At 63.7% G+C, this 24,269-nt stretch carries 19 protein-coding genes; 10 read left to right on the forward strand and 9 right to left on the reverse strand.

All coding sequences use genetic code 11. The annotated features are described in order from the left end of the window. The first annotated feature begins 1 nt into the window (after position 1). Genes AD664_RS06735 through fabI form a run of 3 tightly spaced genes read left to right on the forward strand, consistent with a single transcriptional unit; the run spans position 2 to position 3,447 of the window. The gene (locus AD664_RS06735; RefSeq protein WP_053145357.1) at positions 2-1,021 is read left to right on the forward strand and encodes an ABC transporter permease; all 1,020 of its coding nucleotides are present in this window, start codon (positions 2-4) and stop codon (positions 1,019-1,021) included. Position 1,022: 1 nt separating this feature from the next. Then, positions 1,023-2,633, forward strand: coding sequence for an ABC transporter ATP-binding protein (locus tag AD664_RS06740; RefSeq protein ID WP_053145359.1), 1,611 nt, complete (start codon positions 1,023-1,025; stop codon positions 2,631-2,633). Positions 2,634-2,652: 19 nt separating this feature from the next. Next, the gene (fabI, locus tag AD664_RS06745; protein WP_042729172.1) at positions 2,653-3,447 is read left to right on the forward strand and encodes an enoyl-ACP reductase FabI; all 795 of its coding nucleotides are present in this window, start codon (positions 2,653-2,655) and stop codon (positions 3,445-3,447) included. A gap of 106 nt (positions 3,448-3,553) precedes the next feature. Here the strand turns inward: fabI and AD664_RS06750 are convergent, their stop codons facing one another. Continuing rightward, positions 3,554-4,516 carry a diguanylate cyclase gene (locus tag AD664_RS06750; RefSeq protein ID WP_053145557.1) on the reverse strand — a complete coding sequence of 321 codons (963 nt, stop codon included), beginning with the start codon at positions 4,514-4,516 and terminating at the stop codon, positions 3,554-3,556. A gap of 147 nt (positions 4,517-4,663) precedes the next feature. On the opposite strand from AD664_RS06750, the gene AD664_RS06755 reads away from it, so the two are divergent. Beyond that, positions 4,664-5,488 carry an AraC family transcriptional regulator gene (locus tag AD664_RS06755; RefSeq protein WP_053145360.1) on the forward strand — a complete coding sequence of 275 codons (825 nt, stop codon included), beginning with the start codon at positions 4,664-4,666 and terminating at the stop codon, positions 5,486-5,488. 168 nt (positions 5,489-5,656) lie between these two features. Here AD664_RS06755 and AD664_RS06760 read toward each other — a convergent pair whose 3' ends face one another. Beyond that, a complete protein-coding gene (locus AD664_RS06760; protein ID WP_053145362.1) occupies positions 5,657-6,244 on the reverse strand; it encodes a LysE family translocator in 588 nt (195 codons plus the stop codon). Positions 6,245-6,393: 149 nt separating this feature from the next. Between AD664_RS06760 and AD664_RS06765 the strand changes: the two genes are divergently transcribed. The 3 genes from AD664_RS06765 to AD664_RS06775 all read left to right on the forward strand — a co-directional run bounded on the left by AD664_RS06765 (position 6,394) and on the right by AD664_RS06775 (position 8,938). Continuing rightward, positions 6,394-7,476 (forward strand): bifunctional transcriptional activator/DNA repair enzyme AdaA, encoded by a 1,083-nt coding sequence (locus tag AD664_RS06765; protein WP_053145364.1) that lies wholly within the window; start codon positions 6,394-6,396, stop codon positions 7,474-7,476. A 163-nt stretch (positions 7,477-7,639) separates the two neighbouring features. Then, positions 7,640-8,254: a DNA-3-methyladenine glycosylase gene (locus AD664_RS06770; RefSeq protein WP_053145366.1), complete on the forward strand. Its 615-nt coding sequence runs from the start codon at positions 7,640-7,642 to the stop codon at positions 8,252-8,254. 195 nt (positions 8,255-8,449) lie between these two features. Then, positions 8,450-8,938: a GFA family protein gene (locus AD664_RS06775; protein WP_047738824.1), complete on the forward strand. Its 489-nt coding sequence runs from the start codon at positions 8,450-8,452 to the stop codon at positions 8,936-8,938. A 117-nt stretch (positions 8,939-9,055) separates the two neighbouring features. Here AD664_RS06775 and AD664_RS06780 read toward each other — a convergent pair whose 3' ends face one another. Then, entirely contained in the window at positions 9,056-9,661 is a 606-nt protein-coding gene (locus AD664_RS06780) for a tRNA-(ms[2]io[6]A)-hydroxylase (RefSeq protein WP_047738826.1), read from the reverse strand. Positions 9,662-9,820: 159 nt separating this feature from the next. Between AD664_RS06780 and AD664_RS06785 the strand changes: the two genes are divergently transcribed. After that, entirely contained in the window at positions 9,821-10,684 is an 864-nt protein-coding gene (locus AD664_RS06785) for a universal stress protein (RefSeq protein WP_053145369.1), read from the forward strand. Positions 10,685-10,824: 140 nt separating this feature from the next. Here AD664_RS06785 and AD664_RS06790 read toward each other — a convergent pair whose 3' ends face one another. Further along, a complete protein-coding gene (locus AD664_RS06790; protein WP_053145370.1) occupies positions 10,825-11,295 on the reverse strand; it encodes a DUF1289 domain-containing protein in 471 nt (156 codons plus the stop codon). Positions 11,296-11,702: 407 nt separating this feature from the next. On the opposite strand from AD664_RS06790, the gene acnB reads away from it, so the two are divergent. After that, the gene (gene acnB / locus AD664_RS06795) at positions 11,703-14,303 is read left to right on the forward strand and encodes a bifunctional aconitate hydratase 2/2-methylisocitrate dehydratase (protein WP_042729181.1); all 2,601 of its coding nucleotides are present in this window, start codon (positions 11,703-11,705) and stop codon (positions 14,301-14,303) included. Positions 14,304-14,564: 261 nt separating this feature from the next. On the opposite strand, the gene AD664_RS06800 is transcribed toward acnB, so the two are convergent. Further along, positions 14,565-15,845: a serine/threonine transporter gene (locus tag AD664_RS06800; RefSeq protein WP_053145371.1), complete on the reverse strand. Its 1,281-nt coding sequence runs from the start codon at positions 15,843-15,845 to the stop codon at positions 14,565-14,567. Between the two features lie 366 nt (positions 15,846-16,211). Here AD664_RS06800 and AD664_RS06805 point away from each other — a divergent pair, with 366 nt between their 5' ends. Continuing rightward, positions 16,212-17,165, forward strand: coding sequence for a 2-hydroxyacid dehydrogenase (locus AD664_RS06805; protein WP_053145372.1), 954 nt, complete (start codon positions 16,212-16,214; stop codon positions 17,163-17,165). A gap of 40 nt (positions 17,166-17,205) precedes the next feature. On the opposite strand, the gene tssA is transcribed toward AD664_RS06805, so the two are convergent. The 4 genes from tssA to tssK are packed head-to-tail and all read right to left on the reverse strand — an operon-like array spanning position 17,206 to position 24,250. Further along, on the reverse strand, positions 17,206-18,288 hold the full coding sequence (gene tssA / locus AD664_RS06810) for a type VI secretion system protein TssA (protein ID WP_053145373.1): 1,083 nt from the start codon (positions 18,286-18,288) through the stop codon (positions 17,206-17,208). Then, positions 18,285-22,142 (reverse strand): type VI secretion protein IcmF/TssM N-terminal domain-containing protein, encoded by a 3,858-nt coding sequence (locus AD664_RS06815; RefSeq protein WP_053145375.1) that lies wholly within the window; start codon positions 22,140-22,142, stop codon positions 18,285-18,287. The genes tssA and AD664_RS06815 overlap by 4 nt, the downstream gene beginning before the upstream one ends. Beyond that, complete coding sequence (locus AD664_RS06820) at positions 22,139-22,900, reverse strand: DotU family type IV/VI secretion system protein (protein WP_053145377.1); 762 nt, start codon at positions 22,898-22,900, stop codon at positions 22,139-22,141. Before AD664_RS06820 ends, AD664_RS06815 begins: the two co-directional genes overlap by 4 nt. An 18-nt stretch (positions 22,901-22,918) precedes the next feature. Then, positions 22,919-24,250 (reverse strand): type VI secretion system baseplate subunit TssK, encoded by a 1,332-nt coding sequence (gene tssK / locus AD664_RS06825; protein WP_053145379.1) that lies wholly within the window; start codon positions 24,248-24,250, stop codon positions 22,919-22,921. Between the last annotated feature and the right edge of the window lie 19 nt (positions 24,251-24,269).

Consider the following 24,269-nt stretch of genomic DNA (forward strand, 5'->3'; position numbering starts at 1 on the left):
GATGAACCTGTCCCCGCTCAATCGCCGCCGTTTCGAACTGTTCAAGGCCAACAAGCGTGGCTGGTGGTCGCTGTGGCTGTTCCTGGCGCTGTTCGTGCTCAGCCTGGGCGCCGAGCTGATCGCCAACGACAAGCCGCTGGTGGTGCATTACGACGACGGCTGGTACTTCCCGGCCCTCAAGCGCTACCCGGAAACCACCTTCGGCGGCGAGTTTCCGCTGGAAGCCAACTACAAGAGCCCGTATATCCGCGAACTGCTGGCCGCCAAGAACGCCTGGGTGCTGTGGGCACCGATTCCGTTCAGCTACCAGAGCATCAACTACGACCTGAAGGTCCCGGCACCGGCACCGCCCTCGGCCATGAACTGGCTGGGCACCGACGATCAGGGCCGCGACGTGCTGGCCCGGGTCATCTACGGCTTTCGTATCTCGGTGTTGTTCGCCCTGACCCTGACCGTGCTCAGTTCGATCATCGGCGTGATCGCCGGCGCCCTGCAGGGCTTCTACGGCGGCTGGGTCGACCTGGCCGGCCAGCGCTTCCTGGAGATCTGGTCCGGGCTGCCGGTGCTGTACCTGTTGATCATCCTGGCCAGCTTCGTGCAGCCGAATTTCTGGTGGCTGCTGGGGATCATGCTGCTGTTTTCCTGGATGAGCCTGGTGGACGTGGTGCGCGCCGAGTTCCTGCGCGGACGCAACCTGGAATACGTGCGTGCGGCGCGGGCGCTGGGCATGCAGAACGGCGCGATCATGTTCCGCCACATCCTGCCCAACGCCATGGTCTCGACCATGACGTTCATGCCGTTCATCCTCACCGGCGCCATTGGCACCCTCACCGCCCTGGACTTCCTCGGTTTCGGCTTGCCCGCTGGCTCGCCGTCCCTGGGCGAACTGGTGGCCCAGGGTAAATCCAACCTCCAGGCCCCGTGGCTTGGGATCAGCGCGTTCGCCGTGCTGGCCCTGATGTTGAGCTTGCTGGTGTTCATCGGCGAATCCGCGCGCGATGCCTTCGATCCGAGGAAATGACATGAACACTGACAACCTGATCGAAGTCCGCGACCTGGCGGTGGAGTTCATTGTCGGCGAACGCCGCCAGCGCGTGGTCGAGGGCGTCAGCTTCGACATCCGCCGCGGTGAAACCCTGGCGTTGGTGGGTGAAAGCGGCTCGGGCAAGTCGGTGACGGCCCACTCGATCCTGCGGTTGCTGCCCTACCCGCTGGCTCACCACCCTGCCGGGACGATCCGCTACGCCGGGCAGGACCTGCTGGGCCTGAAGGAAAAGACCCTCCGCCACCTGCGCGGCAACCGCATCGCGATGATCTTCCAGGAGCCGATGACCTCGCTGAACCCGCTGCACTGCATTGAAAAACAGATCAATGAAGTGCTCGGCATTCACAAAGGCCTGAGCGGCAAGGTCGCGACCCGGCGCACCCTGGAGTTGCTGGAGCTGGTCGGCATCCCCGAGCCGCACAAGCGCCTCAAGGCCCTGCCCCATGAATTGTCCGGCGGCCAGCGCCAACGGGTGATGATCGCCATGGCCCTGGCCAACGAGCCGGAACTGCTGATCGCCGACGAGCCGACCACGGCCCTGGACGTCACCGTCCAGCTGAAAATCCTCGATCTGCTCAAGGATCTGCAGGCACGATTGGGCATGTCGCTGCTGCTGATCAGCCACGATTTGAACCTGGTGCGAAGAATTGCGCATCGCGTATGTGTCATGCAGCGCGGTTGCATCGTCGAACAGGCATCGTGCGAAGAATTGTTCCGCGCGCCGCAGCATCCGTACACTCGGGAACTGCTGGGTGCCGAACCCAGCGGCACCCCGGCGAACAACGTTGTCGGACCGCCGCTGTTGGAGGTCGAGGACCTGAAAGTCTGGTTCCCGGTCAAGAAAGGCCTGTTCAAGCGCACGGTAGACTACATCAAGGCCGTGGACGGTATCCGCTTCAGCCTGCCCCAGGGCCAGACCCTGGGCATCGTCGGCGAGAGCGGTTCGGGCAAGTCCACCCTGGGGTTGGCGATCTTGCGGTTGATCGCCAGCCAGGGCGGGATCCGGTTCGAAGGCAAACAGCTCGACAGCCTGTCGCAGCAGCAGGTAAGACCGCTGCGCCGGGAGATGCAAGTGGTGTTTCAGGATCCGTTCGGCAGCCTGAGCCCGCGGATGTGTGTCAGCCAGATTGTCGGTGAAGGCCTGCGGATCCACCGGATCGGCACCGAAGCCGAGCAGGAACAAGCGATAATCGCGGCATTGAAGGAGGTAGGCCTGGATCCGGACACCCGGCACCGCTACCCCCATGAATTTTCCGGAGGGCAGCGGCAGCGTATCGCCATTGCCCGGGCCCTGGTGCTCAAGCCGGCGTTGATCCTGCTGGATGAACCTACGTCGGCCCTGGACCGTACCGTGCAACGCCAGGTGGTGGAGCTGTTGCGGTCGTTGCAAACCAAGTACAACCTGACGTACCTGTTTATCAGCCATGACCTGGCTGTCGTCAAAGCGCTGAGCCACCAGCTGATGGTGGTCAAGCATGGCCAAGTGGTCGAACACGGTGATGCCCGCAGCCTCTTCGCTGCGCCGCAACACCCCTATACACAGCAGTTGCTGGAGGCCGCCTTCCTGGCCCCAACAACTGCCGAATAACCTGAAAGAGGAGCAACACATGGGTTTTCTCGCCGGTAAGCGCGTACTGATCGTCGGTGTCGCCAGCAAGCTGTCCATCGCATCCGGCATCGCTGCCGCCATGCATCGCGAGGGCGCTGAGCTTGCCTTCACTTATCAGAACGACAAACTCAAGGGTCGTGTCGAAGAGTTCGCGCAAGGCTGGGGTTCGAGCCCTGAGCTGTGCTTCCCGTGCGACGTGGCCAGCGATGAAGAAATCGCCAAGGTCTTCGAGCAACTGAGCCAGAAGTGGGACGGCCTGGACTGCATCGTGCACTCCGTCGGCTTCGCCCCGGGCGACCAACTGGATGGCGACTTCACCGAAGCCACCACCCGCGAAGGCTTCCGCATTGCCCACGACATCAGCGCCTACAGCTTCGTGGCCCTGGCCAAGGCCGGTCGCGAAATGATGAAGGGCCGCAACGGCAGCCTGCTGACCCTGTCGTACCTGGGCGCCGAGCGCACCATGCCGAACTACAACGTCATGGGCATGGCCAAGGCCTCCCTGGAAGCTGGCGTGCGTTACCTGGCCGGTTCCCTGGGCCCGGACGGCACCCGCGTCAACTGCGTCTCGGCCGGTCCGATCCGCACCCTCGCTGCCTCCGGCATCAAGAACTTCCGCAAGATGCTGGCCGCCAACGAAGCGCAAACCCCGCTGCGTCGCAACGTCACCATCGAAGAAGTCGGCAACGCCGGCGCCTTTCTGTGCTCCGACCTGGCGTCGGGCATCAGCGGTGAAATCATGTACGTGGACGGCGGCTTCAACACCACCGCCATGGGCAACATCGAAGAGTAATCTTCACCGCCCAAGAAAACGCCGCGGCGCCTGCAAAGGCCCCGCGGCGTTTTTCATTGCAGTCCCAATGCAGCATGAACGAGTATCAAGGCTTTTCAGACAGAGCCTAGCGCCGATTCGCCTGTTTCTGGGTATACATGGCAGCGTCCGCGTCGGCCATCAGGCCCTCGATACTGTGGTGGCGCAGCGGGTCGTATTCGATCTGGCCGACGCTGAAGCGAATGTCATAGCCCCGCCGCAACATCGCGTTGCGTTCATCGAGGATTTCCCTGAGGCGCGCCATGATCGCGGTAGTCTCGACATGGGACGAGCCGGTGAGCAAGGCCACGAACTCATCGCCGCCCAGGCGGCCGATCACGTCACTTTCACGAAACGCGATGCGCAGCACATCGGCGAAGGTCTTCAGCGCGGCGTCACCCTCGGCGTGGCCGAATCGATCATTGATGGGTTTGAAGTCGTTGAGGTCGAAAAACAGCAGCGTCGCCGGTCGGGACAAGCGCTCACACACGCCCAAGGCATGTTGGGCCAGGGTCATGAACCCGCGCCGATTGGACAGCAGCGTCAGTTCATCCATGCTCGCCATCTGCACGGCGATCATTTCCTGCTCGGCCATGCTCGCCAGGTCACGCAGCAGTTCACGCTCTTCTTCGTTGAGGGTGCGCGGGCGGGTGTCGATCAGGCACAACGTCCCCAGCTTGCTGCCATCTTCCAGCCCCAGCGGGTGCCCAGCGTAGAAACGGATACCCGGCAGGCCCGTGACCAGGGGATTGTCGCGAAACCGCTCATCCAGCTCCGCATCACTGATTTCCATGATGTGGTCCTGCAGGATCGCATGGGCACAGAACGACACCGACCGCGGCGTTTCCGTGGCGTCCAGGCCGGCGTTGGACTTGAACCACTGCCGGTTGGCATCCACCAGCGACACCAGCGCAATGGGCACATCGAACAGCCGCCGGGCGAGCCGGGTCAGACGATCGAAGCGCTCCTCGGGCGCTGTATCGAGCAGTTTGAGCGACTGTAGATTCTTCACACGAACAGCTTCGTTGTCAGGTTTGCCTGGCGCGAGCATCGGGAACTCCATTGACGGAACTCCTCGAAGTCTAGACCAGACCCACGGTGCTTCCACCGTTGAAACCGTGCGAGGTCGAATCGAGTGGGCATTTGCCTGCCAGCGCTTATACACTGCGACCCAGGTTCAACCAGAGCACATCGACCGATGAAGCACGCCACCCCTGACGCCGCCCCCCGCTTCTGGCGCGACGCGGCCCTGCCCTTCATCGAGGCCCGGGCCATCGCCGACGGGCGCAAGGTCTGCTATTCGCGCCACGCCCATGACCATTTCTCCATCGGCGCGATCACTGCCGGGCGCAGCACTTATATTCACGAGCACTCGCACTTGCAGGTGGCAAGCGGCACGGTGGTGTTGATGAACCCCGGCGCCGTTCATGCCTGCAACCCGATCGACGACCAGCCTTGGTCATACCTCATGTTGTATGTGGACAGCCACTGGCTGCGGGACCTGCAACGGCGTATCGGCTTTGACCAGGACCTTGAGTTCCAAGGCTTCGCCACCACCCACAGTCGCGACGTCGAATTGTTTGCGGCGTTGCAGCGCCTGTATGGGCAACTGGTGGATGAACGGCTCGCCCCCCATCACAAGCACGCCGCCGCCGAAGCGTTCTTCACGGACCTGCAACAGCGCCTCAACCCGGCCGGTCGCCCGGACCGGGGCAGCCATCCGGGCTTGATGCGGGCGGCGCAATTCATCCATGACCACTGCACCGAAGCCCTGAAGCTGGAAGACATCTGCGCCGCCGCTCAGCTCTCGCCGTCCTACCTGAGCCGGGCGTTCAAGCGCCATTACGGGATGACGCCCCACGCGTTCCTGGTCAATCGACGAATCCAGTTCGCCCGTCGCCAGTTGCGCGAAGGCCGGCTGATCGCCGATGTGGCGCTGGACAGCGGGTTTGCCGACCAGGCGCATTTCCAACGGGCCTTCAAGCAACACCTGGCGGCCACGCCGGGCCAGTATCGCGGTTGATACTGCCCCACCACTTTGTTTGGACCAAAAACAGGTGGACCTCTGTGGCGAGGGAGCTTGCTCCCGCTGGGCTACGCAGTAGCCCTCGATCCTGGGCGACTGCTGCGCAGTCGAGCGGGAGCAAGCTCCCTCGCCACAACAGCATCCCCGCCTCGAAAACACTTGTGCTCACGGCAACAATAAATACACCGCACTGGCCACCAATAACACCGCCATCACCCGGTTGAACAGGCGCAGGGTCGCCGGATTGCCCAGCCAGGTGCGCAGCAAGCTCCCGGCATAGGCCCAGCAGCCCACCGAGACGTAGCAGATCACCAGGTAGATCGCCGCGAACTGCCACACCAGCCGCGCCTCGCCGTCAGCCACGAACGCTCCCATCCCCGCGACGCAGGCCAGCCAGGCCTTGGGGTTGAGCCATTGCATCAGCGCGCCGTAGAACATTGAAGGCGCCCGACCCTCATCCGCCCCAGCCAGCTGCCCGTCGTCCATCGCCAGTTTCCAGGCCATGAACAAGAGAAACCCGACGCCACCCAGTTGCACCACCCGGGTCAGTGCCGGCCAGCGTTGCAGCACTTCATGCAACCCCAGCCCCATCAATACCAGCAGCAGGACAAACCCCAGGGTCGCGCCGCCCACATGGCGCAAGGTGGCTCGAAAGCCATATCGGGCGCCGGAGCTGAGGGCCACGATATTCACCGGTCCCGGCGTGATGGAGGCCACCAGGGCAAACGCCGCCATGGAGAGAATCAGAGTCATCGCATACCTTCTTCATGTCTGTGAGGTGGCGATCAGAGTAAAAGGCCCATGGCGGGGTGTATTGAAGAAAACTGCCTTGATCCGGCACAAAGAATTCACTGTCGATTTTGCGGTGGAGTCGTAGCGGGCACGGTTCTATGCTCAACCCCATGAACCTACATGACTCGCTGCTCCCGCCCCACGCCGAAATGGTCCGCGCCATGCTCGAACGAGACACCGCCTACGAGGGGGTGTTCTTCACGGCGGTCAAGACCACTGGCATTTTCTGTCGCCCCAGTTGCACGGCGCGCAAGCCGAAGCCGGAAAACGTGGAGTTCTTCGCCCATGCCGACGAAGCCCTGTCCGCCGGCTACCGCGCCTGCCTGCGCTGCAAGCCGCTGGACGCCGCGGCCATCGCGCCGGACTGGATCCAGGCCCTGCTTAAAGCCGTGGACGCCGAGCCAGACCTGCGCTGGACCGACGCCCTGCTGCTGGAGCAAGGCATCGAGCCGCTGAAACTGCGGCGCTGGTTCAAGCAGCATTTCGGCATGACCTTCCACGCCTACCTGCGTACCCGCCGCCTGGGGATCGCCCTGGGCGGGATCAAGGCCGGGGCGTCCATCGACCACGCGGCGTTCGATTCCGGTTACGAATCCTTGAGCGGCTTTCGCGATGCCTTCGTGAAATCCTTCCACATCACCCCAGGACGCGCCGCCCTCAGCGAACCCTTGCTGTTCACGCGCCTGACCACGCCGTTGGGACCGATGCTGGCCATGGCCGAACGGCGCGGCCTGGTGCTGCTGGAGTTCCTCGACCGCCCTGCCCTGACCAAGGAACTGGAAGAGCTGCAGCAGCGCTACGGCTACACGCTCGCACCGGGTCACAACGCCCACTTGCAGCAGATCGAAGGTGAACTGGCGGACTACTTCGCCGGCAAGCTCACGACATTCACCGTCCCGTTGCACATGCCCGGCAGCGCCTTCGCCGCCCGGGTATGGGCCGAACTGCTCAAGATCCCTTATGGCGAAACCCGCAGCTATGGCAGCATCGCCGCGGTGTTGGGCAGCCCCGGTGCCAGCCGGGCCGTGGGCCTGGCCAACGGGCAGAACCGCCTGGCCATCGTCGTCCCTTGCCATCGGGTGATCGGTGCGGACGGCGCGTTGACCGGCTATGGTGGTGGACAGCCGCGCAAAGCCTTTCTATTGCGGCTGGAACACGCCGCAACGCAGGTTTCATTGCCCCTGGCGTTTTGATTGAACCCACTAGGCTCTGTTTGAAAAGTCTTGAGACGAAGGTCAGGCAAGGCGAAAACCGGCGAGGAAGCGGAGTTTACTAGAGTAAATGAGCATTCCGAGCCGGTTTTCAACGCAGCATGAACGAGTATCAAGGCTTTTCAGACACAGCCTGGAGAAGCCGATGCCCGTTCCCTACCATCACGCCAGCGTCTTCCTGGCCCAGCTCGATGAAGACTGGCAACGACACGTCGAAGCGACCGGCCCCTGCCTGTTGCAGCCCAGGCCAACCCGCGACCCCTATGAAGCGCTGGTGCGGGCGATTGCCTATCAGCAACTGCACGCCAAGGCCGGCGATGCGATTCACGGCCGCTTGCTGGCGTTGTTCCCGGGCCAGGCCTTCCCGACGCCCGAGCAATTGCTGGCCACCGACGTCGCGCAAATGCGCGGTTGCGGCTTTTCCGCCAGCAAGATTGCCACCATTCACGGCATCGCCCAGGCGGCGCTGGACGGAATCGTGCCGGATTACCCCACCGCGCTGGCCATGGACAACGAAGCGCTGATCGAACGCCTGGTCACCCTGCGTGGCGTCGGACGCTGGACCGTGGAGATGCTGTTGATCTACAGCCTGGAGCGCCCCGATATCCTACCGGTCGATGACTTTGGGGTTCGAGAGGGCTACCGACGACTGAAAGGACTGGAACGGCAACCCAGTCGCCGGCAGATGCTGGACATCGGCCTGGCCTGGAGCCCTTATCGGACGGTGGCGGCGTGGTACCTGTGGCGCGTGCCGAAATAATGTTGGCTGCACCGACGTCTTCGCGAGCAAGCCCGTTCCCACACTGACCGAGAGTGGACAGAAGACCCGACACAGATCCCCTGTGGGAGCGGGCTTGCTCGCGAAGGCGGTCTCATGGCCAGCCTCAACTCAACTGCCATGACACAGATTGTCTAGGCTGTACTGAGTCATTTCCAATCCCACTGGAGGCTCCCCATGCAGCTAGAAGGATCCTGCCACTGCGGCGCGGTGTCGTTCACCCTCGACAGTGCTCACCCCTACCCTTATCAGCGCTGTTACTGCTCAATCTGCCGCAAGACCCAGGGCGGTGGTGGTTTTGCGATCAACCTGGGTGGCGATGCGCGGACCTTGAAAGTGCGCGGGCGCAAGCACATCTCGGTCTACCACGCGCGGCTCAAGGACGAAGGCGATGAACGCGCCCACCGCAGCAGTGCCGAACGACATTTCTGTTCCTTGTGCGGTTCGGGGCTATGGCTGTTCAGCCCCGAATGGCCGGAGCTGATTCACCCCTTTGCCTCGGCCATCGACACACCGCTGCCGGTACCGCCGGAGCACACCCACCTGATGCTGGGTTCCAGGGCGCCGTGGGTGGAAGTCGAGGCGCATCCGGACGACCAGCTGTTCGAGGTTTATCCCGAGGAGTCCATTGCTCGGTGGCATGAGCGCCTGGGGCTGGTCACTTAGAAATACAGTGCTGCATAAGGCCCCTTCGCGAGCAAGCTCGCTCCCACAGGGATTTGTGAACTTCCCAAGTCCAATGTGGGAGCGAGCTTGCTCGCGATGGCGTCAAGGCAAACAGCCCTATGCCGCAGGCACACCACTGTGGAAACGAAACTCCACGTCCGGCGATTCGATCAGCTCCCGCTCGGCCTCGCGAACCTTGTCGATCACCTGGGCGATGTCCTTGGCGTCCCCGTACTGGTAGGCCAGTTTCAGATACCCCTGGAAATGCCGGGCCTCGCTTTTCAACAGGCCGAAATAGAACTTGCCCAGCTCTTCGTCCAGATGCGGCACCAACGCCTCGAAACGCTCGCAACTGCGCGCTTCGATGAAGGCGCCCACCACCAGGGTGTCCACCAGCTTGACCGGTTCATGGCTGCGCACCACCTTGCGCAACCCCGAGGCGTAGCGCCCGGCCGAAAGCTGGCGTAAACCGATCTTGCGTTTTTTCATCAGGCGCATGACCTGCTCGTGATGCACCAGCTCTTCCCGGGCCAGGCGCGACATCAGGTTGATCAGGTCGACGTGGGAATGGTACTTGGCGATCAGGCTCAGGGCGGTGCTGGCGGCCTTGAACTCGCAGTTCTTGTGGTCGATCAGCAAGGTTTCCTGGTCGGCCAATGCCGCCTGGACCCAGCCGTCGGGTGTACGGCAGCCAAGGAACTCGTGGATTTCGGGAAGGATCATGGGGCTCACGGGCAAAGGTAATCGAGCGAAGGGCGCCGATTATACCGGGCCGCCTCAAGACCACCAGCCACGACCGTTGATATGCATCAAGTCGACGGTTGACCCACAGCAACTATAGTTGAGCAACGCCATGCCTTTTCATTGCAGGAGACGCCGATCATGCAAGCCATTCGCAGCATCCTGGTGGTCATCGAACCCGAACATGCAGAAAGCCTGGCGCTCAAGCGCGCCAAGTTGATCGCCGGCGTGACCCAGGCCCACCTGCACCTGTTGGTCTGCGACAAGCGGCATGACCATGCCGGTCTGCTGAGTGTGCTCAAAGCCGGGTTGGCGGCGGACGGCTACAGCGTGACGACCGAACAGGCCTGGAACGAAAGCCTTCATGAAACCATCATCGACGTGCAACAGGCCGAAGGTTGCGGCCTGGTGATCAAGCAGCACTTCCCCGACAGCCCGCTGAAAAAAGCCCTGCTCACCCCCGCCGACTGGAAGCTGTTGCGCCATTGCCCCACCCCGGTGCTGCTGGTGAAAACCGCCGGTTCATGGAAGGACAAGGTGATCCTGGCCGCCGTTGACGTGGGCAATGCCGACGGCGAGCACCGCCACCTGCACACCACCATCATCGACCACGGCTACGACATCGCCGGCCTGGCCAAGGGGCACCTGCACGTCATCAGTGCCCACCCCTCGCCAATGCTCTCGGCGGCCGACCCGACCTTCCAGCTCAAGGAAACCATCGAGGCCCGTTATCGCGAACAATGCCGGGCGTTCCAGGCAGAATTCGACATCGACGACCAGCACCTGCACGTCGCCGAAGGCCCGGCGGACGTATTGATCCCGTTCATGGCCCACAAGCTGCAGGCGGCGGTGACGGTGATCGGCACCGTGGCCCGCTCCGGGCTGTCCGGGGCCCTGATTGGCAACACCGCCGAAGCGGTGCTCGATACGCTGGAAAGCGACGTGCTGGTGCTCAAGCCGCAGGAGGTGGAGGACCATCTGGTGGAGCTGGCGGTCAAGGATTGAGCGGATAAACCCCTTGTGGCGAGGGGGCTTGCTCCCGCTCGACTGCGCAGCAGGCGCCTTGCCGGGGGGTCGCTGCGCAACCCAGCGGGAGCAAGCTCCCTCGCCACAAAAGCGCCCTGCCGCCGGCCACGAAAGCGCTGTCAGCGCCCCATCGCATCCTTGAGAAACCCTGGCGCAATGTAGCGCTGGTAATGGGCTTCGGACAAAAGGAAAAACTCTCGATCAATGGCGTCCCGCAGGTCCGGCAGTTCCCAATCGCGGAACTCCGGCAGCAATGCCATGCCGTAGGCTTCCAGATTATTGATGACCCGCGCGCCGCGGGCGATCAACTGATAGGCCCAGCAATACTCCGACTGGTGCGGCACGAAGCGGATCTTGCGATCTTCGAGCTGCCGGCGCAGCAGGCCGGGGTCGAACACCTCCAGCTTGGCCACCATCACCTGCACCAGCAACTGCTCCAGGCGCATCCACACCGCGCGCTTCTCGTCCTCGTTGTAGCCGTTCCAGTGGATCACTTCATGGTGGAACCGCTTGCAGCCCCGGCACACCAGGTCACCGTAGACAGTGGAGCAAAGGCCGACACAAGGGGTCTTGATGAGCTGGTTGGGCATAAGCAAAAACACACGCAAAAGCAGGACAGGCCGGCATGTTAGCCCTTTGTCTAAGATTGATCACCCCTCAAACTTCCCGCTCGAACTTACCTTTAATTTTTTTTTGCCGTAGAATCAGCCAGCCTTTTAAGGCGCCAATGTCCGTTAGAAGCTGTTTTCAAAGCGTCACGAGCACAGTCGTTCCTTCAGAGCGGTGTTGGCGGAGGGTCTTTCCAGCGGGGAAAGCCCAACGCCAACCCTCATCAGCTCCCCGTTCTGCAGGCGTAAAACTTTGAAAGCAGCTTCTGTGAGGAACCCCGGAAACTCTGGCGTGGTGGCCCAAAAAGCCCCCGACGCGCATGAGTACCGCGGGTTTCTGGATGAGCGTCCCGGACACCCATTTGGGACCACTGATGAGGGTAATAACTGTGCTTGAAGCCTACCGCAAACATATCGAAGAGCGCGCCGCACTGGGTATCGTTCCCCAGCCGCTTAACGCCGAACAAACCGCAGGCCTGATCGAGCTGCTGAAAAATCCTCCGGCGGGCGAAGAAGCTTTCCTCGTTGACCTGATCACCAATCGCGTTCCGCCTGGAGTCGACGAAGCCGCCTACGTCAAGGCCGGTTTCCTCTCCGCACTGGCCAAGGGCCAGGCCCAATCCCCCCTGCTGGACAAGAAGCGTGCCGTCGAGCTGCTCGGCACCATGCAGGGCGGCTACAACATCGTGACCCTGGTCGAGCTGCTGGACGACGCCGAACTGGCGCCAGTGGCCGCCGAAGAACTCAAGCACACCCTGCTGATGTTCGACGCCTTCCACGACGTGGCTGAAAAAGCCAAGAACGGCAACGTTCACGCCAAGGCCGTGCTGCAATCCTGGGCCGAAGGCGAGTGGTTCAAGAAGCGCCCGGTGCTGGCCGACAAGATCAGCCTGCGCGTGTTCAAGGTTCCTGGCGAAACCAACACCGACGACCTGTCCCCTGCCCCGGACGCCTGGTCGCGCCCTGATATCCCGCTGCACGCCCTGGCCATGCTGAAAATGGCCCGTGACGGCATCGTTCCGGACGAGCAAGGCAAGACCGGCCCGATGAAGCAGATCGAAGAAATGCGCGGCCAGGGCTTCCCGATCGCCTACGTCGGCGACGTGGTCGGTACCGGTTCCTCGCGTAAATCCGCCACCAACTCGGTGCTGTGGTTCTTCGGCGACGACATCCCGTACGTACCGAACAAGCGTGCCGGTGGTTTCTGCTTCGGCAGCAAGATCGCCCCGATCTTCTACAACACCATGGAAGACGCCGGCGCCCTGCCGATCGAATTCGACGTGTCGAACATGAACATGGGCGACGTGATCGACCTGTACCCGCATGCCGGCAAGGTCTGCAAGCACGGTACCGACGAAGTCATCACCACGTTCGAAATGAAGACCCCGGTCCTGCTCGACGAAGTGCGTGCCGGCGGCCGTATCCCGCTGATCATCGGCCGTGGCCTGACCGAGAAGGCGCGCGCCGAGCTGGGCCTGCCACCGTTCGACCTGTTCAAGAAGCCTGAAGCACCTGCCGAAAGCACCAAGGGCTTCACCCTGGCGCAGAAGATGGTCGGCAAGGCTTGCGGCGTAGCCGGTGTGCGTCCTGGCACCTACTGCGAACCGAAGATGACCACCGTGGGCTCCCAGGACACCACCGGTCCGATGACCCGTGACGAACTGAAAGACCTGGCCTGCCTGGGCTTCTCCGCTGACCTGGTGATGCAGTCCTTCTGCCACACCGCGGCGTATCCAAAGCCGATCGACGTGACCACCCACCACACCCTGCCTGACTTCATCATGACCCGCGGCGGCGTTTCCCTGCGTCCGGGCGACGGCATCATCCACTCGTGGCTGAACCGCATGCTGCTGCCAGACACCGTGGGCACCGGTGGTGACTCGCACACCCGCTTCCCGATGGGCATCTCGTTCCCGGCCGGTTCTGGCCTGGTGGCGTTCGCCGCGGCCACCGGCGTCATGCCGCTGGACATGCCGGAATCGATCCTGGTGCGCTTCAAAGGCAAGATGAAACCTGGCATCACCCTGCGTGACCTGGTTCATGCCATTCCTTACTTCGCCATCCAGAAAGGCCTGCTGACAGTCGAGAAGAAAGGCAAGAAAAACGCCTTCTCCGGCCGCATCCTGGAAATCGAGGGTCTGGAAAACCTGACTCTGGAACAGGCTTTCGAGCTCTCCGACGCCTCGGCCGAACGTTCCGCCGCCGGTTGCACCATCAAGCTGTCGAAAGAGTCGATCACCGAGTACCTGCAGTCCAACATCACCCTGCTGCGCTGGATGATCGGCGAAGGCTACGGCGATGCCCGGACCCTGGAACGTCGTGCGCAAGCGATGGAAGCCTGGATCGCCAACCCTGAGCTGATGGAAGCCGATGCCGACGCCGAATACGCCGAAGTCATCGAAATCGACCTGGCCGACATCAGCGAGCCCGTGCTCTGCGCGCCGAACGACCCGGACGACGCCCGTCTGCTCTCCAGCGTTGCTGGCGAGAAGATCGACGAAGTGTTCATCGGTTCGTGCATGACCAACATCGGTCACTTCCGCGCCGCCGGCAAGCTGCTGGATCAGGTCAAGGGCCAGCTGCCAACCCGCCTGTGGCTGTCGCCGCCGACCAAGATGGACGCTCACCAGCTGACCGAAGAAGGCTACTACGGCATCTACGGCAAGGCCGGTGCACGGATGGAAATGCCAGGTTGCTCGCTGTGCATGGGTAACCAGGCACGCGTGGAGCCGAACTCCACCGTGGTGTCGACATCGACCCGTAACTTCCCGAACCGTCTGGGCGACGGCGCGAACGTCTACCTGGCTTCGGCCGAGCTGGCGTCCGTGGCTTCGATCCTGGGTCGCCTGCCGACCGTCGAGGAGTACCTGGAATACGCCGGCAAGATCGACAGCATGGCAGCGGACGTGTACCGCTACCTGAGCTTCGACCAGATCGCCGAGTTCCGTGAAGCGGCTGCAAACGCCAACATCCCGGTCGTTCAAGCCTAAGGCCTAGACGCTCGACTGAAACGCCGCCCTTCTTGCGAGGGGCGGCGTTTTTTTATGCCTGTAGGTTGGTGCCAGCCGAACCATCGCCTTCGCGGGCAAGCCCGCTCCTACAGTGGTTTTGTGGTGTTGGTGAGAATCAGGTTCACCCCCACTCCCTGTGGGAGCGGGCTTGCCCGCGAAGGCGTCAGCTCAGCCTACATCTTCGTGACTGATCCAACGCTTTCGCGAGCAAGCCCGCTCCCACAAGGTGAGGGTTGCAGGTCAGGCAGCGAGGGAGTAGACCAGCGCAGTGATCGCCACCAGGCCCACCAACACCACAAAGACATTCGACGCCCGGCCACGATAACGGGCCATGGCCGGGACTTTGCGGATGGCGTACATCGGCATCAGGAACAGGATGGCCGCGATCACCGGGCCGCCCAGGGTCTCGATCATGCCCAGGATGCTCGGGTTGAGCGTGGCGACGATCCAGCACACCACCAGCATGAACGCGGCCGTGAGGCGGTCCAGGGTCTTGGGAGCGGGACGACGGCCGCTCTTGACGATCAGCCCCTTGAGGCCTTCACTCGCGCCGATGTAGTGCCCGAGGAACGACTTGGAGATGGCCACGAACGCAATCAACGGCGCCGCAAAGGCAATGGTCGGGTTGCTGAAGTGGTTGGCCAGGTACGACAGGATCGACAGGTTCTGCGCCTTGGCTTCGGCCAGTTGCGCCGGGGACAGGGTCAGCACGCAACTGAACACGAAGAACAGCACCATCACCACCATCAACACATGGGCACGCGACAGGATCTGCGCGCTGCGCGCTTGGGCATTGGCGCCGTAACGGCGCTTCTGGTCCACCGCAAACGCCGAGATGATCGGCGAATGGTTGAACGAAAACACCATCACCGGGATCGCCAGCCACAAGGTGTGCAGCAGCGCGGAAGGCTCAGGCACCGTCGACGCGGTGCTCAGGATGCCGCCATTCCAGTGCGGGATCAGGAACACCGCCAGGAACAGCAGCGCCACGATGAACGGGTAGACCATCAGGCTCATCGCCTTGACGATCACCTGCTCGCCACAACGCACCACCGCCAGCAGACCGAGGATCAGCACCAGCGAGAGTACCGCCCGGGGAGGCGGCTGAATGTGCAGTTGATGCTCCAGGAAGCTGCCCACGGTATTGGTCAGCGCCACGCTGTAGATCAGCAGGATCGGGAAAATCGCGAAGAAGTACAGCAGCGTGATCAGCGCACCGGCCTTGATGCCGAAATGCTCTTCCACCACCTCGGTGATGTCGGCGCCATCACGACCGGACAGCACGAAGCGGGTCAACCCACGGTGGGCATAGAACGTCATGGGGAATGCCAGCAGGGCCAGGATCAGCAGCGGCCAGAAACCGCCGAGGCCCGCATTGATCGGTAAAAACAGCGTGCCCGCACCGATGGCGGTGCCAAACAGCCCGAGCATCCAGGTCGTGTCCTGGCGACTCCATTGATCGAGAGTGGCTGGGGCTGTCGTTTCAAAGCGCTCTTGGACGCTATTGGCCTGATCATTCATCCGGTCGGATCTCCGCGTTCCGGTCACATGCACCCGGCCAGGACGAGTCGGAAAAGCCCGACAGGCAGCGCCCTGGCCGAAACAGGGGCGCGATTGTCCGGGATTAGCGAGCAGAAGCAAAGGCTTAGCTGAGGAGTGGTTGCCCATCACAACAAAAATGCCGGGGCACGCGCTGGCCAGGCTATCGCCGCTTTACACCAGCTCCTACACTCAGGACAGAATGCACGAAACCTGTGGGAGCGAGCCTGCTCGCGAAGGTGGCGTGTCAGCCAGCATTGAATCGACTGACCCACCGCTTTCGCCAGCAGGCTCGCTCCCACGCTGATTGAGCCCGCCCGATCGCGCCAAAGCCCAAAGGAGCACAGCATGCCCGTCACCGTCCTGGTACTGGTTGAAACCGTCAATGAATACCTGCCGATCCTCGAGCGCCAGGGCTATCACCTGGAACTGGCACCGACGCCGGCCGAGCGCAAGGCCGCGATTTTCGAACATGGCGAACGGTTCAACGCGGTGCTGACCCGCGGCCCCCTGGGCTTGACGGCGGAGGAAATGGCCGCCCTGCCCAACCTGCAGATCATCTGCGTGATCGGCGCCGGCTACGAGCAGGTCGACCTGCAGGCAGCGCGCAGCCGCGGCATCGTGGTGACCAACGGCGCCGGGGTCAACGCCTCCTCGGTGGCCGACCATGCCATGGCACTGCTGCTGGCGTTGGTGCGCGACATCCCCCGGGCCGACGCCAGCGTGCGCCGGGGCGAGTGGTCCAAGGTCATGCGCCCGTCCCTGGCCGGCAAGCGACTGGGCGTGCTCGGGCTGGGCGCCGTGGGCATGGCGATTGCCAAACGGGCCGCCCTCGGCTTCGACATGAGCGTCAGCTACCACAATCGCCGGATGCGCAACGACGTGCCCTATACCTTCTGCGCCACGCCGACGGAACTGGCACGGGCTTCGGATTTCCTGGTCGTCGCCACGCCCGGCGGCCTGGATACGCGCCAGTTGATCAACAAGCAGGCCCTCGATGCCCTGGGCCCAAACGGTTTTCTGGTGAACATCGCCCGAGCCAGCGTGGTTGTCACCGCAGAATTGATCAGCGCCCTTGAACACCGGCGGATCGCCGGAGCGGCCCTGGATGTGTTCGATCACGAGCCAGAAGTGCCGGATGCGCTGAAAAGCCTGCCCAACGTGGTCCTGACTCCCCATGTGGCCGGCCTGTCACCGGAAGCGACCCGTGGCACGGTCGAGTTGGTCGGCCAGAACCTGGACGCGTTCTTTTCAGGCAAACCGGTGCTGACCCCGGTCCCGCTGCCCGAGCCCTACAACTGATCGTGGTAGAGGCGCTTGCGCCCTCGCCACAGGACAGGGTTTACAGTACCCCCAGCAACGTCCACAGCCGCCGGGATTCAGCGTCGGCGCTGATCAACTCGCCCAGCAGCTCGCTCAACGGTTTGTTGCCCCACTCCACGCCCCGCCGGATCAAATAGGGCACTGGACTGTGGGGCTCGGTGCGAGCCAGGTAACCGGCAATGACCAGCAGTTGGCGATAGGCTTCTTCGCGGTTGGCCGGTTCCTGGAAGACCTGGGCCGGCGCCACCTGTGACGGCTCGGTCGGCGTCGCCGCCGTCGGCGCAGCGGGTGCCGGCGCGACGCTGGGTTGTTGTGGGTGCATCGCAATGAACTCCTCTACCAAGGCCAGCCAGGCCTGCATCACATCCTGCAGGGGTTTGTAGCTCGGGGCCAATTGACCCAGGCAGGCATCGCTCCAGGCTTCGAGCCGTTGCAGGTGTTGCAGGCTCAACATCAGGCTGCTCTGGCGATGCAACCAGAACGACAACGGCGTGCCGCGAATCAGTTCGTCGAGTTTCTTTTGATCGGTCCGCGCCGTCTCGACCGCGACCTTGGCGCTCTTGCTGTCATTGCCCAGCACCTGCTGACGTTGCAGGCGTTGCCAGTCATGCAGGCAGAAATTGGCGTAGGTCGGGTCATCGCCATTGAGCAACGGCACCCGGGTCAGCAGCACCTCACTGTAGCGTCGTACCAACCACTCCAACGGCATCACCCGCCAGGAGCAGTCGCCGTCCTCGGCCTGGGGGTGCAAGTGCTCCGGGTAGCGTTCGCACAGGCCCGCCACCAACGCCAGGCCGCTCGGCAAGCCCTCCAGGCCCGACAGGTGCAGCCAGGCCTCTCCCAGCCAGGCGCTGATCATCAGGTCCTTGCTGCGCTCAAGCAGCATCAGGGTGGCGAGCCGCTCCAGCTCCGGCCATTGGGCGCGCTTGATCGGCGACTCCCAGACACCGGCAGGCAGGCTGGTGTCGTCCTCGCGGCGCAACTCGCGCAATCGGTCGTACACCGATTCGTAGCGCAGATCCTGGCCACAGGGCGCCTGGGCGTCGAGCGGTTCCAGCAGTTGCGTGACCAATTCGGGCAATGGGCTGATCGGCAAGCTCATGGGGCTTCCTCACGGGTGGCGATGGTCGATGTCGACGAGGTCGCCATGAACGGCGAACGGGGCGCCCGGGTCGGCAGCGGCGGCATCGACAACGGCAGCTTCGAGCCCTGGCTCATCAGCGACAGGCGCACGAACATCAGGGTTTGCTGGGCGACACGATCCTGGGCCAGGCCTTGAGGCTGCGGGGCCTGCGTCGGGTTGCGGGCAATCACCGGCAACTGCAAGGTCAACGGGAAATCGGTGTAGTCAACGTTGGGTTGGCGCTGGGCCGACACCAGCGAGCGCATCAGGCGCAGCAATGACCACGGCCCCTGGTACTGCCAACCCGCTTCCAGGTCGCGCACCACCAGGTTCGGCTGCAGGGGATCGTTGGCCGGACGCTGGTAGCCGTTGCGCGCCCAGCGCAGCGTCAGGCTGACAGGTTGCCCGACCATCCAGCGCAGGTTCTGCTGGGCCTCGCCCGGGTAGTTGATCTGCTGGTTGCCGGCACTCAAGCCCCAGGCGATCACCTGATCGGCGCCGCGTTCCTGTTCGCGATCGGTGCGCCAGCGCACGTCCATCTCTACGCCGAGAAGGCCACTCTTGTCCCGCACGAACAGCGGCCCGAGCCAGGTACCGGCCTGTTTCAAACCGTTGAGGAAGTCTTCGGCGGCCAGGCGGTCCGGGGTCTGGCTCAGGGTCAGCCCGGCCTGGGCCAGGGGCAAGCGGCTGTCGATCAACTCCAGCAATCGCTGCACCCGCGCCGGGTCGGCGTCGCTGGCGCGCACATCCTGGGAAAACGGAAAGCGTCCGGCCAGGTACTGATTGAAGTAGTTGGCCAGGTCATTCCAGGCAGTCGCCGCCTGGTCCTGCTGCAGGTACAGGCAACGTTGCAAGGCACTCTGCTGCAACGCGACCGCGCGCTGGGCCACGTCACCGCGCCCACCGGACAGGTTGGAGGTCTGCAGGATCTGCGCGCAAGACGCCGTGTCCATCTCGATGAAGTCGCGGCTCACCAACTGTTCGAACTGCGCCGCCGAACTCGCCGGATTCTGGCTCTTGTACTTGAGCAACTCGTCATTGAGGGCCATGAACCGCGCCACCTGGTCATGCTCCAGGGCCGACAGGTTGTCCTGCTGGACGATCAGCCATTCCAGCGCCGGCATACGCTGCTCGGCGATCTGCAACATGGCGGCGAACTGCTGGTTGAGGTTCAGCTTCAGGTCCTGGGGATCGGTGGCGCCGTACAGTTGCAGGCCAAAGTTCTTCGACCCGTTCCAGCGCTGGACATCCGCCCGCTGGCTGAACAGCGGCTGGGCTTCGATCTCCTGCTGGGCGCTCCTGATCTGCGCCAGGGCGCGGCGATTGAGCAAGCGCTGCAAGCGCGTCGCCAGATCACTGCGGTGCACGTCCATGAAGGCTTTCTGCAAGGCCACTGCCTGGCTGGTCTGCACGTTGAAGGGCATGCCCGGCAACTGTTCGTCGCTCTCATCCAGGCTCAGCCACATCGCCCGGGCCGCGGCGCCTTCAGCTGCCTGGATCAGGGCCTCGCGGTAAACCGGCGGGATGCGCGACAGTTCCTCGTTGGTGTAGCTCTTGTAGCTGGCGAAGTAATTCAGGGCCACGCTGAAGTCATCGCTGCCGCTGCCCTGCCCTGTTGGATCGGTGTCGCTGTCCGACGGGGCCTTCTGCAAGGCCAACGCGACGAAATCACGTTTGAACAAGGCTTGGACCGCGCCGTTCAGCGCCGTGACGTGATCCTGCAACACCAACAGCCCACTGCCCTGCTGCACCAGCAAGTTGTCCCGGGAACCGGCCTGGACAATCCACTGGTCGCGAAAACTCTGCTGCAATTTCGCCGCCTGGCTCTCCAGGTCCTGCTCGATGTCGGGCCCAAGCAGCGTGCTGTGGCCGACCTTGTCCATCAGTTGCGTGTAACCGGGCACCAGGTCCTGCCCCTTGCCGCGCCCCCAGGCCGCATTGGTCAGGCTCACCAGCGTTTGCAGATCGTCGATCAGCGCCATCAGGTCTTCGAGCTCGCTCAAGGAGTTGCCGCCACCGGCCTCCAGCCGTTGCAGGTGCAGCTTGAGGTAGCCGGCCTGGCGCACGAAGTTGTCCGCCAGGAAGTAATGATCGAGCCAGCGCTGCATCAGGCCGGTGAAATTGTCCGAGACCACCGGTCGCGCGGCGTTCAGGTCCAGCCCCTTCAAATCATCGTTGTGGGCGTCGAACAGCACCCGGTTGTAGAAACGTGCGCGGCTCAAGGTGCCGGTGTTGAGGTTCAGCGACAACGCGTTGTCACTCAGTTGCACCAGTTCATCCAGCGGCGCCTTGGGGTTGTTCACCGCCTGGTTGAAGAGTTGGTTGTGCTGCTCCAGGCGTACCGCCCGCTCCACCAGGTCCTTGGCCTTCACGTAGCTCTGCCATTGCGCCGGGTCTTCACTTTGCACGTTGCCACGTCGCTCGGTGTTGCGAATCGCCTTGAGCTGCTCCAGGTCCGCCGCCAGCAGGTCGCGCAGCGGCAGTATCCAATGGTGTCGGGCCGTCAGGCGCAAGCCCTCCTCCAATTGCGTGTCCACCGAGGAAAACCACGACGTCGGGAACGCCACCGAGACGAAGCGCCAGCGCGGAGCTTTCTCCAGCATGTTCCAATAGTTCTGCACATTGTGCCGGGTCGGTTCCAGTCGCGGCTTGTCCGGGTCGAGCACCCAGTGGTTCTTGTGGGTACTGAGGATCAGTTGCGAGAGCTCCTCGGCCTGTTCGATCGAGTCCTGCCAGACCCAGACCATGCCCCCCATCCAGGCCAATCCAACCACCAGCGCCACCGCACCGGCCAACCGATGCCAACGCTGGCGCAGACGCAGCAGCCGTGGCACCGGCTGGGCCAGGCCGCGCTCGGCCACCAACCGCCGTGCCCACAACTGCCGGGCGAACACCGTCTGGCGCAGGACGCTGTCGCTGGCGGTCACGGCGTCGGCGCCAGTGGCCAGTGCCTGGCTGGCAGTGAAATACACACCACGCAAACGCGGCGCCTCGCCCTGGGCATTGCCCTGGAACACCGGTTCCAGAAGAATCTGCAAGGCTCGGCGCAAGCCTTCGAAGCGCTCCGGCAGCCCATAGAGATCGCTGCTCAACTGGCCCGACAGCGCACCGATCTCGATGATCGATTGCGACAGCGCGGCGTTGACCTGATCCAGCGCCTGGTCGCTCCATTGCGACTGCCACGCTGCGTCCGGCAGGTAGGGTGACGACCAGCCCAGCGTCGATTCCCGTGCCTCGGCGGGCAGTGCGCTGATCAGTTCCTGAAAGCCGGGCAGTTCCTGCATCCCGGTAATCACCACGTACACCGGCAGGCTCAGGCCGAAACGCTGCAGCAGGTCGATGAAACTGCGCCGGACCTTGAGGCTCAAGTCGGCGGTGTGCTCGATGTCGTCGAGCCGGTCGAACGGCACGGTCCAGATCACCGCATCCAGGGGTCGCTTGCTGCGCAAGCGCAGGAGCAGTCCCAGCAGGCGCCACCAGTTGCCGCGCTGCCGGTTCATGCCCTCGTCAGGCAGGAACAACGCCTGGGGCACCACCAGCACCGCGCCCTCGGCATCCGACCACCAGCGGCCAAACCACGCCGCCTTGTCCGTCGGTTGCAGGCGCCATTGGGCGCACAGCTGGGCCCCGTCAGTGTCGTTGCCGAGCATCATCAGCCAGGGCATCTGGTAGCGGTCCCGCACGCCTTGCTCCTGCTCCATGTGGCGCACGGCCCCATAGAAGCTGCGGATCGCCGCCCCGCCCTGGGTGCGCAGCCACCAGACCGCTGCCACCACCAACAGCACCAGGAGAATGGCGAGCACCACCAGCGCGACGATGCTCAAGGGGCTCATGAGTCCTGCTCCTGGACCACCGACTCGTTCAGTTGCAGCACCGGTTCGAGTGCCCCACGGATGTCGCGCCAGAACACCTGCCCCAATCCGGTCAGCAACATCACCATCGCCAGGATCGCCAGGCCCAGGCGCAAGCCGTCCGGCAGCGATTGCTGTGCCGGCATCCGCAGCGGTGGCGCCGCCGCCGACAGCGCCAGGCGCTCGCTGACATCGACAAAATCCGGTTCGTGCTGCCAGGCGAAGGTGAACAGCGCCACCCGCCATTTTTCATGCTGGACCTGGCCGGGCTCGCCCCGCAGGCGGCCCTGGAAACCGAGGATCAAACATTGCAGGTAGACATTGGCCAGGTCGCGGGTGCCGGGCATCTGCTCATCCAGCAGTTTCTTGATCGCCGCGGGCAAGCGCTCGCCGGCCTGGCGACTGGAATACATTCGCGATTCGAGCGGATGCTGCTGCCAGGCCAGTTGCCCTGGCCACGGGGTGAACAGCAGGGTTTCGTCCACCAGGGCGACGAAGGCATAGACCACCGACTTGACCTGCTCGCTCGCGGCGTCGCCAACGGTGGCGAACGCCATTCGCCACAGGCGCTGGGCGCAGCGCCCGGAAAACTCCACCACGCGGCTGACCACGACGGCGGGGTCGCTTTCCTTGGGCAGGTCCTGCCATTCCTGGGACCACTTCAGCCAGGCCTGGCGAAAAGCGCTGCTCAGCGGCGCCTCGTGCAGACCCCGAACCGCCCCGCCACTTCCGTCTGGCATACGACTCCCCTTTTGCGATCAGGCACTTTCACCGGCTTGCGCCACGAACAACACCACTTGCCACGGGCTGCTGGCCTGGGCCGACGCCGGCGCCACGATGTGCAGCGGCAATTGCCCGTCGAACCATTGCCCGCTGGCGGCCACCACAAACAGACGGGTGTCGTCGCCGACGCTGTAGGCGACCTGCTCATTGCGGCTCATGGCCTGGTGGGGCAACCCGCTCATGCGCTGTCGGCTCAGCAGCGGCACGTGGGGCGCGGACGCGATGATCGCGCCACGCAGCCATTCGCCCGCCGCCTGCTCGCTGGCGCCGTTGGGCATGCGCAGGCCGATCACCAGGCGTTGGGTCGGTTGGTCGTCGGGCAACTGGATCGAGAAGACCTGTTCGTTACGTTCGAAGGCCAGGCTGCGATAGCCGGCGCGGATCAACTCCAGGGTGGTTTCCAGCCAGTCGAGCAACGGCTCGTAGCCGCGTTGCAATTCGAGGAAATCCAGCGGCGCGAAAGCCGGCACGCCCGCCAGCGGATCGAGGGCCGACCACGCGCCAGCCAACCCCAACAGCGCGCCGTAAAGCGATTGCGGCGTCGCCACCCGGGTGTTCAGCGCCCCTTCGACTTCCGGCAGCCGCGCCCACAGCGCCGTCAATTGTCGACGGATCTCCAGGGCGTCGTCCTGGTTGCCGGCGGCCTGGGCCTGGCGCAACCGGCCGGCGAGGAACATGCATTTTTCCCGCGCCCGGGCACACAGCCCGACGATGCGCCGGCCCAACAGCGATTCCGGCAACAAGACCGGCGTCGGTGGCGTGTAGGGCACGCGCCAGAAGCCGCCGCCCTCCTTGCGAATGCGCAGCAGCGGCAGGCAGATCGAGTCGGCCCGGCTCAACTGCGTGCACAGCCTGGGGTTGGGTCGCCAGACCGTGATCGACTCGGGAAACTCGCCGCTGGTCAGGTCTGGCAATGCCTCGCCGACCACCGATTGCAGGCGCCCCTTGAGCGGCAGCAGTTGCCCGGCACGCCAGAGCGGACTGACGGCCAGGTACACGGTCACGGTGGCATCGTCGGTCTTGTTGACCGCCTCGTTGATGTCCAGCTCCAGGGTCGGCCCGACCCCGGCCTGCAGGTTGACCGCCAACCCGTCCGGCAAGGTGCCTTGCAGTTGCAGCAGCCGCACCTGGCCGGCGCTCAGGGCCGAGGGGTCGACGTCCAGTTGACTCACACCCCAGAACCAGGGGTTGCAGGCACCGGCGAAATGCGCGGCCAGGGCCTCGGCGCGCAGCCCCTGCAATTGAAAATGCTGGGGCAGCAATTGCATGCCCTCATGCCAGCACACCGCGTCAGGTAACAGACTCATACGACTCCCTTCGACATCT

The organism is Pseudomonas sp. P97.38 (assembly GCF_001269745.1).
Lineage (GTDB): Bacteria > Pseudomonadota > Gammaproteobacteria > Pseudomonadales > Pseudomonadaceae > Aquipseudomonas > Aquipseudomonas chlororaphis_E.

Excerpts from the sequence above, each read along its gene's own strand:
- AD664_RS06735 (WP_053145357.1), top strand. The coding sequence starts at position 2 with ATGAACCTGTCCCCGCTCAATCGCCGCCGTTTCGAACTGTTCAAGGCC.
- AD664_RS06740 (WP_053145359.1), top strand. The coding sequence starts at position 1,023 with ATGAACACTGACAACCTGATCGAAGTCCGCGACCTGGCGGTGGAGTTC.
- fabI (WP_042729172.1), top strand. The coding sequence starts at position 2,653 with ATGGGTTTTCTCGCCGGTAAGCGCGTACTGATCGTCGGTGTCGCCAGC.
- AD664_RS06750 (WP_053145557.1), bottom strand. The coding sequence starts at position 4,516 with ATGCTCGCGCCAGGCAAACCTGACAACGAAGCTGTTCGTGTGAAGAAT.
- AD664_RS06755 (WP_053145360.1), top strand. The coding sequence starts at position 4,664 with ATGAAGCACGCCACCCCTGACGCCGCCCCCCGCTTCTGGCGCGACGCG.
- AD664_RS06760 (WP_053145362.1), bottom strand. The coding sequence starts at position 6,244 with ATGACTCTGATTCTCTCCATGGCGGCGTTTGCCCTGGTGGCCTCCATC.
- AD664_RS06765 (WP_053145364.1), top strand. The coding sequence starts at position 6,394 with ATGAACCTACATGACTCGCTGCTCCCGCCCCACGCCGAAATGGTCCGC.
- AD664_RS06770 (WP_053145366.1), top strand. The coding sequence starts at position 7,640 with ATGCCCGTTCCCTACCATCACGCCAGCGTCTTCCTGGCCCAGCTCGAT.
- AD664_RS06775 (WP_047738824.1), top strand. The coding sequence starts at position 8,450 with ATGCAGCTAGAAGGATCCTGCCACTGCGGCGCGGTGTCGTTCACCCTC.
- AD664_RS06780 (WP_047738826.1), bottom strand. The coding sequence starts at position 9,661 with ATGATCCTTCCCGAAATCCACGAGTTCCTTGGCTGCCGTACACCCGAC.
- AD664_RS06785 (WP_053145369.1), top strand. The coding sequence starts at position 9,821 with ATGCAAGCCATTCGCAGCATCCTGGTGGTCATCGAACCCGAACATGCA.
- AD664_RS06790 (WP_053145370.1), bottom strand. The coding sequence starts at position 11,295 with ATGCCCAACCAGCTCATCAAGACCCCTTGTGTCGGCCTTTGCTCCACT.
- AD664_RS06800 (WP_053145371.1), bottom strand. The coding sequence starts at position 15,845 with ATGAATGATCAGGCCAATAGCGTCCAAGAGCGCTTTGAAACGACAGCC.
- AD664_RS06805 (WP_053145372.1), top strand. The coding sequence starts at position 16,212 with ATGCCCGTCACCGTCCTGGTACTGGTTGAAACCGTCAATGAATACCTG.
- tssA (WP_053145373.1), bottom strand. The coding sequence starts at position 18,288 with ATGAGCTTGCCGATCAGCCCATTGCCCGAATTGGTCACGCAACTGCTG.
- AD664_RS06815 (WP_053145375.1), bottom strand. The coding sequence starts at position 22,142 with ATGAGCCCCTTGAGCATCGTCGCGCTGGTGGTGCTCGCCATTCTCCTG.
- AD664_RS06820 (WP_053145377.1), bottom strand. The coding sequence starts at position 22,900 with ATGCCAGACGGAAGTGGCGGGGCGGTTCGGGGTCTGCACGAGGCGCCG.
- tssK (WP_053145379.1), bottom strand. The coding sequence starts at position 24,250 with ATGAGTCTGTTACCTGACGCGGTGTGCTGGCATGAGGGCATGCAATTG.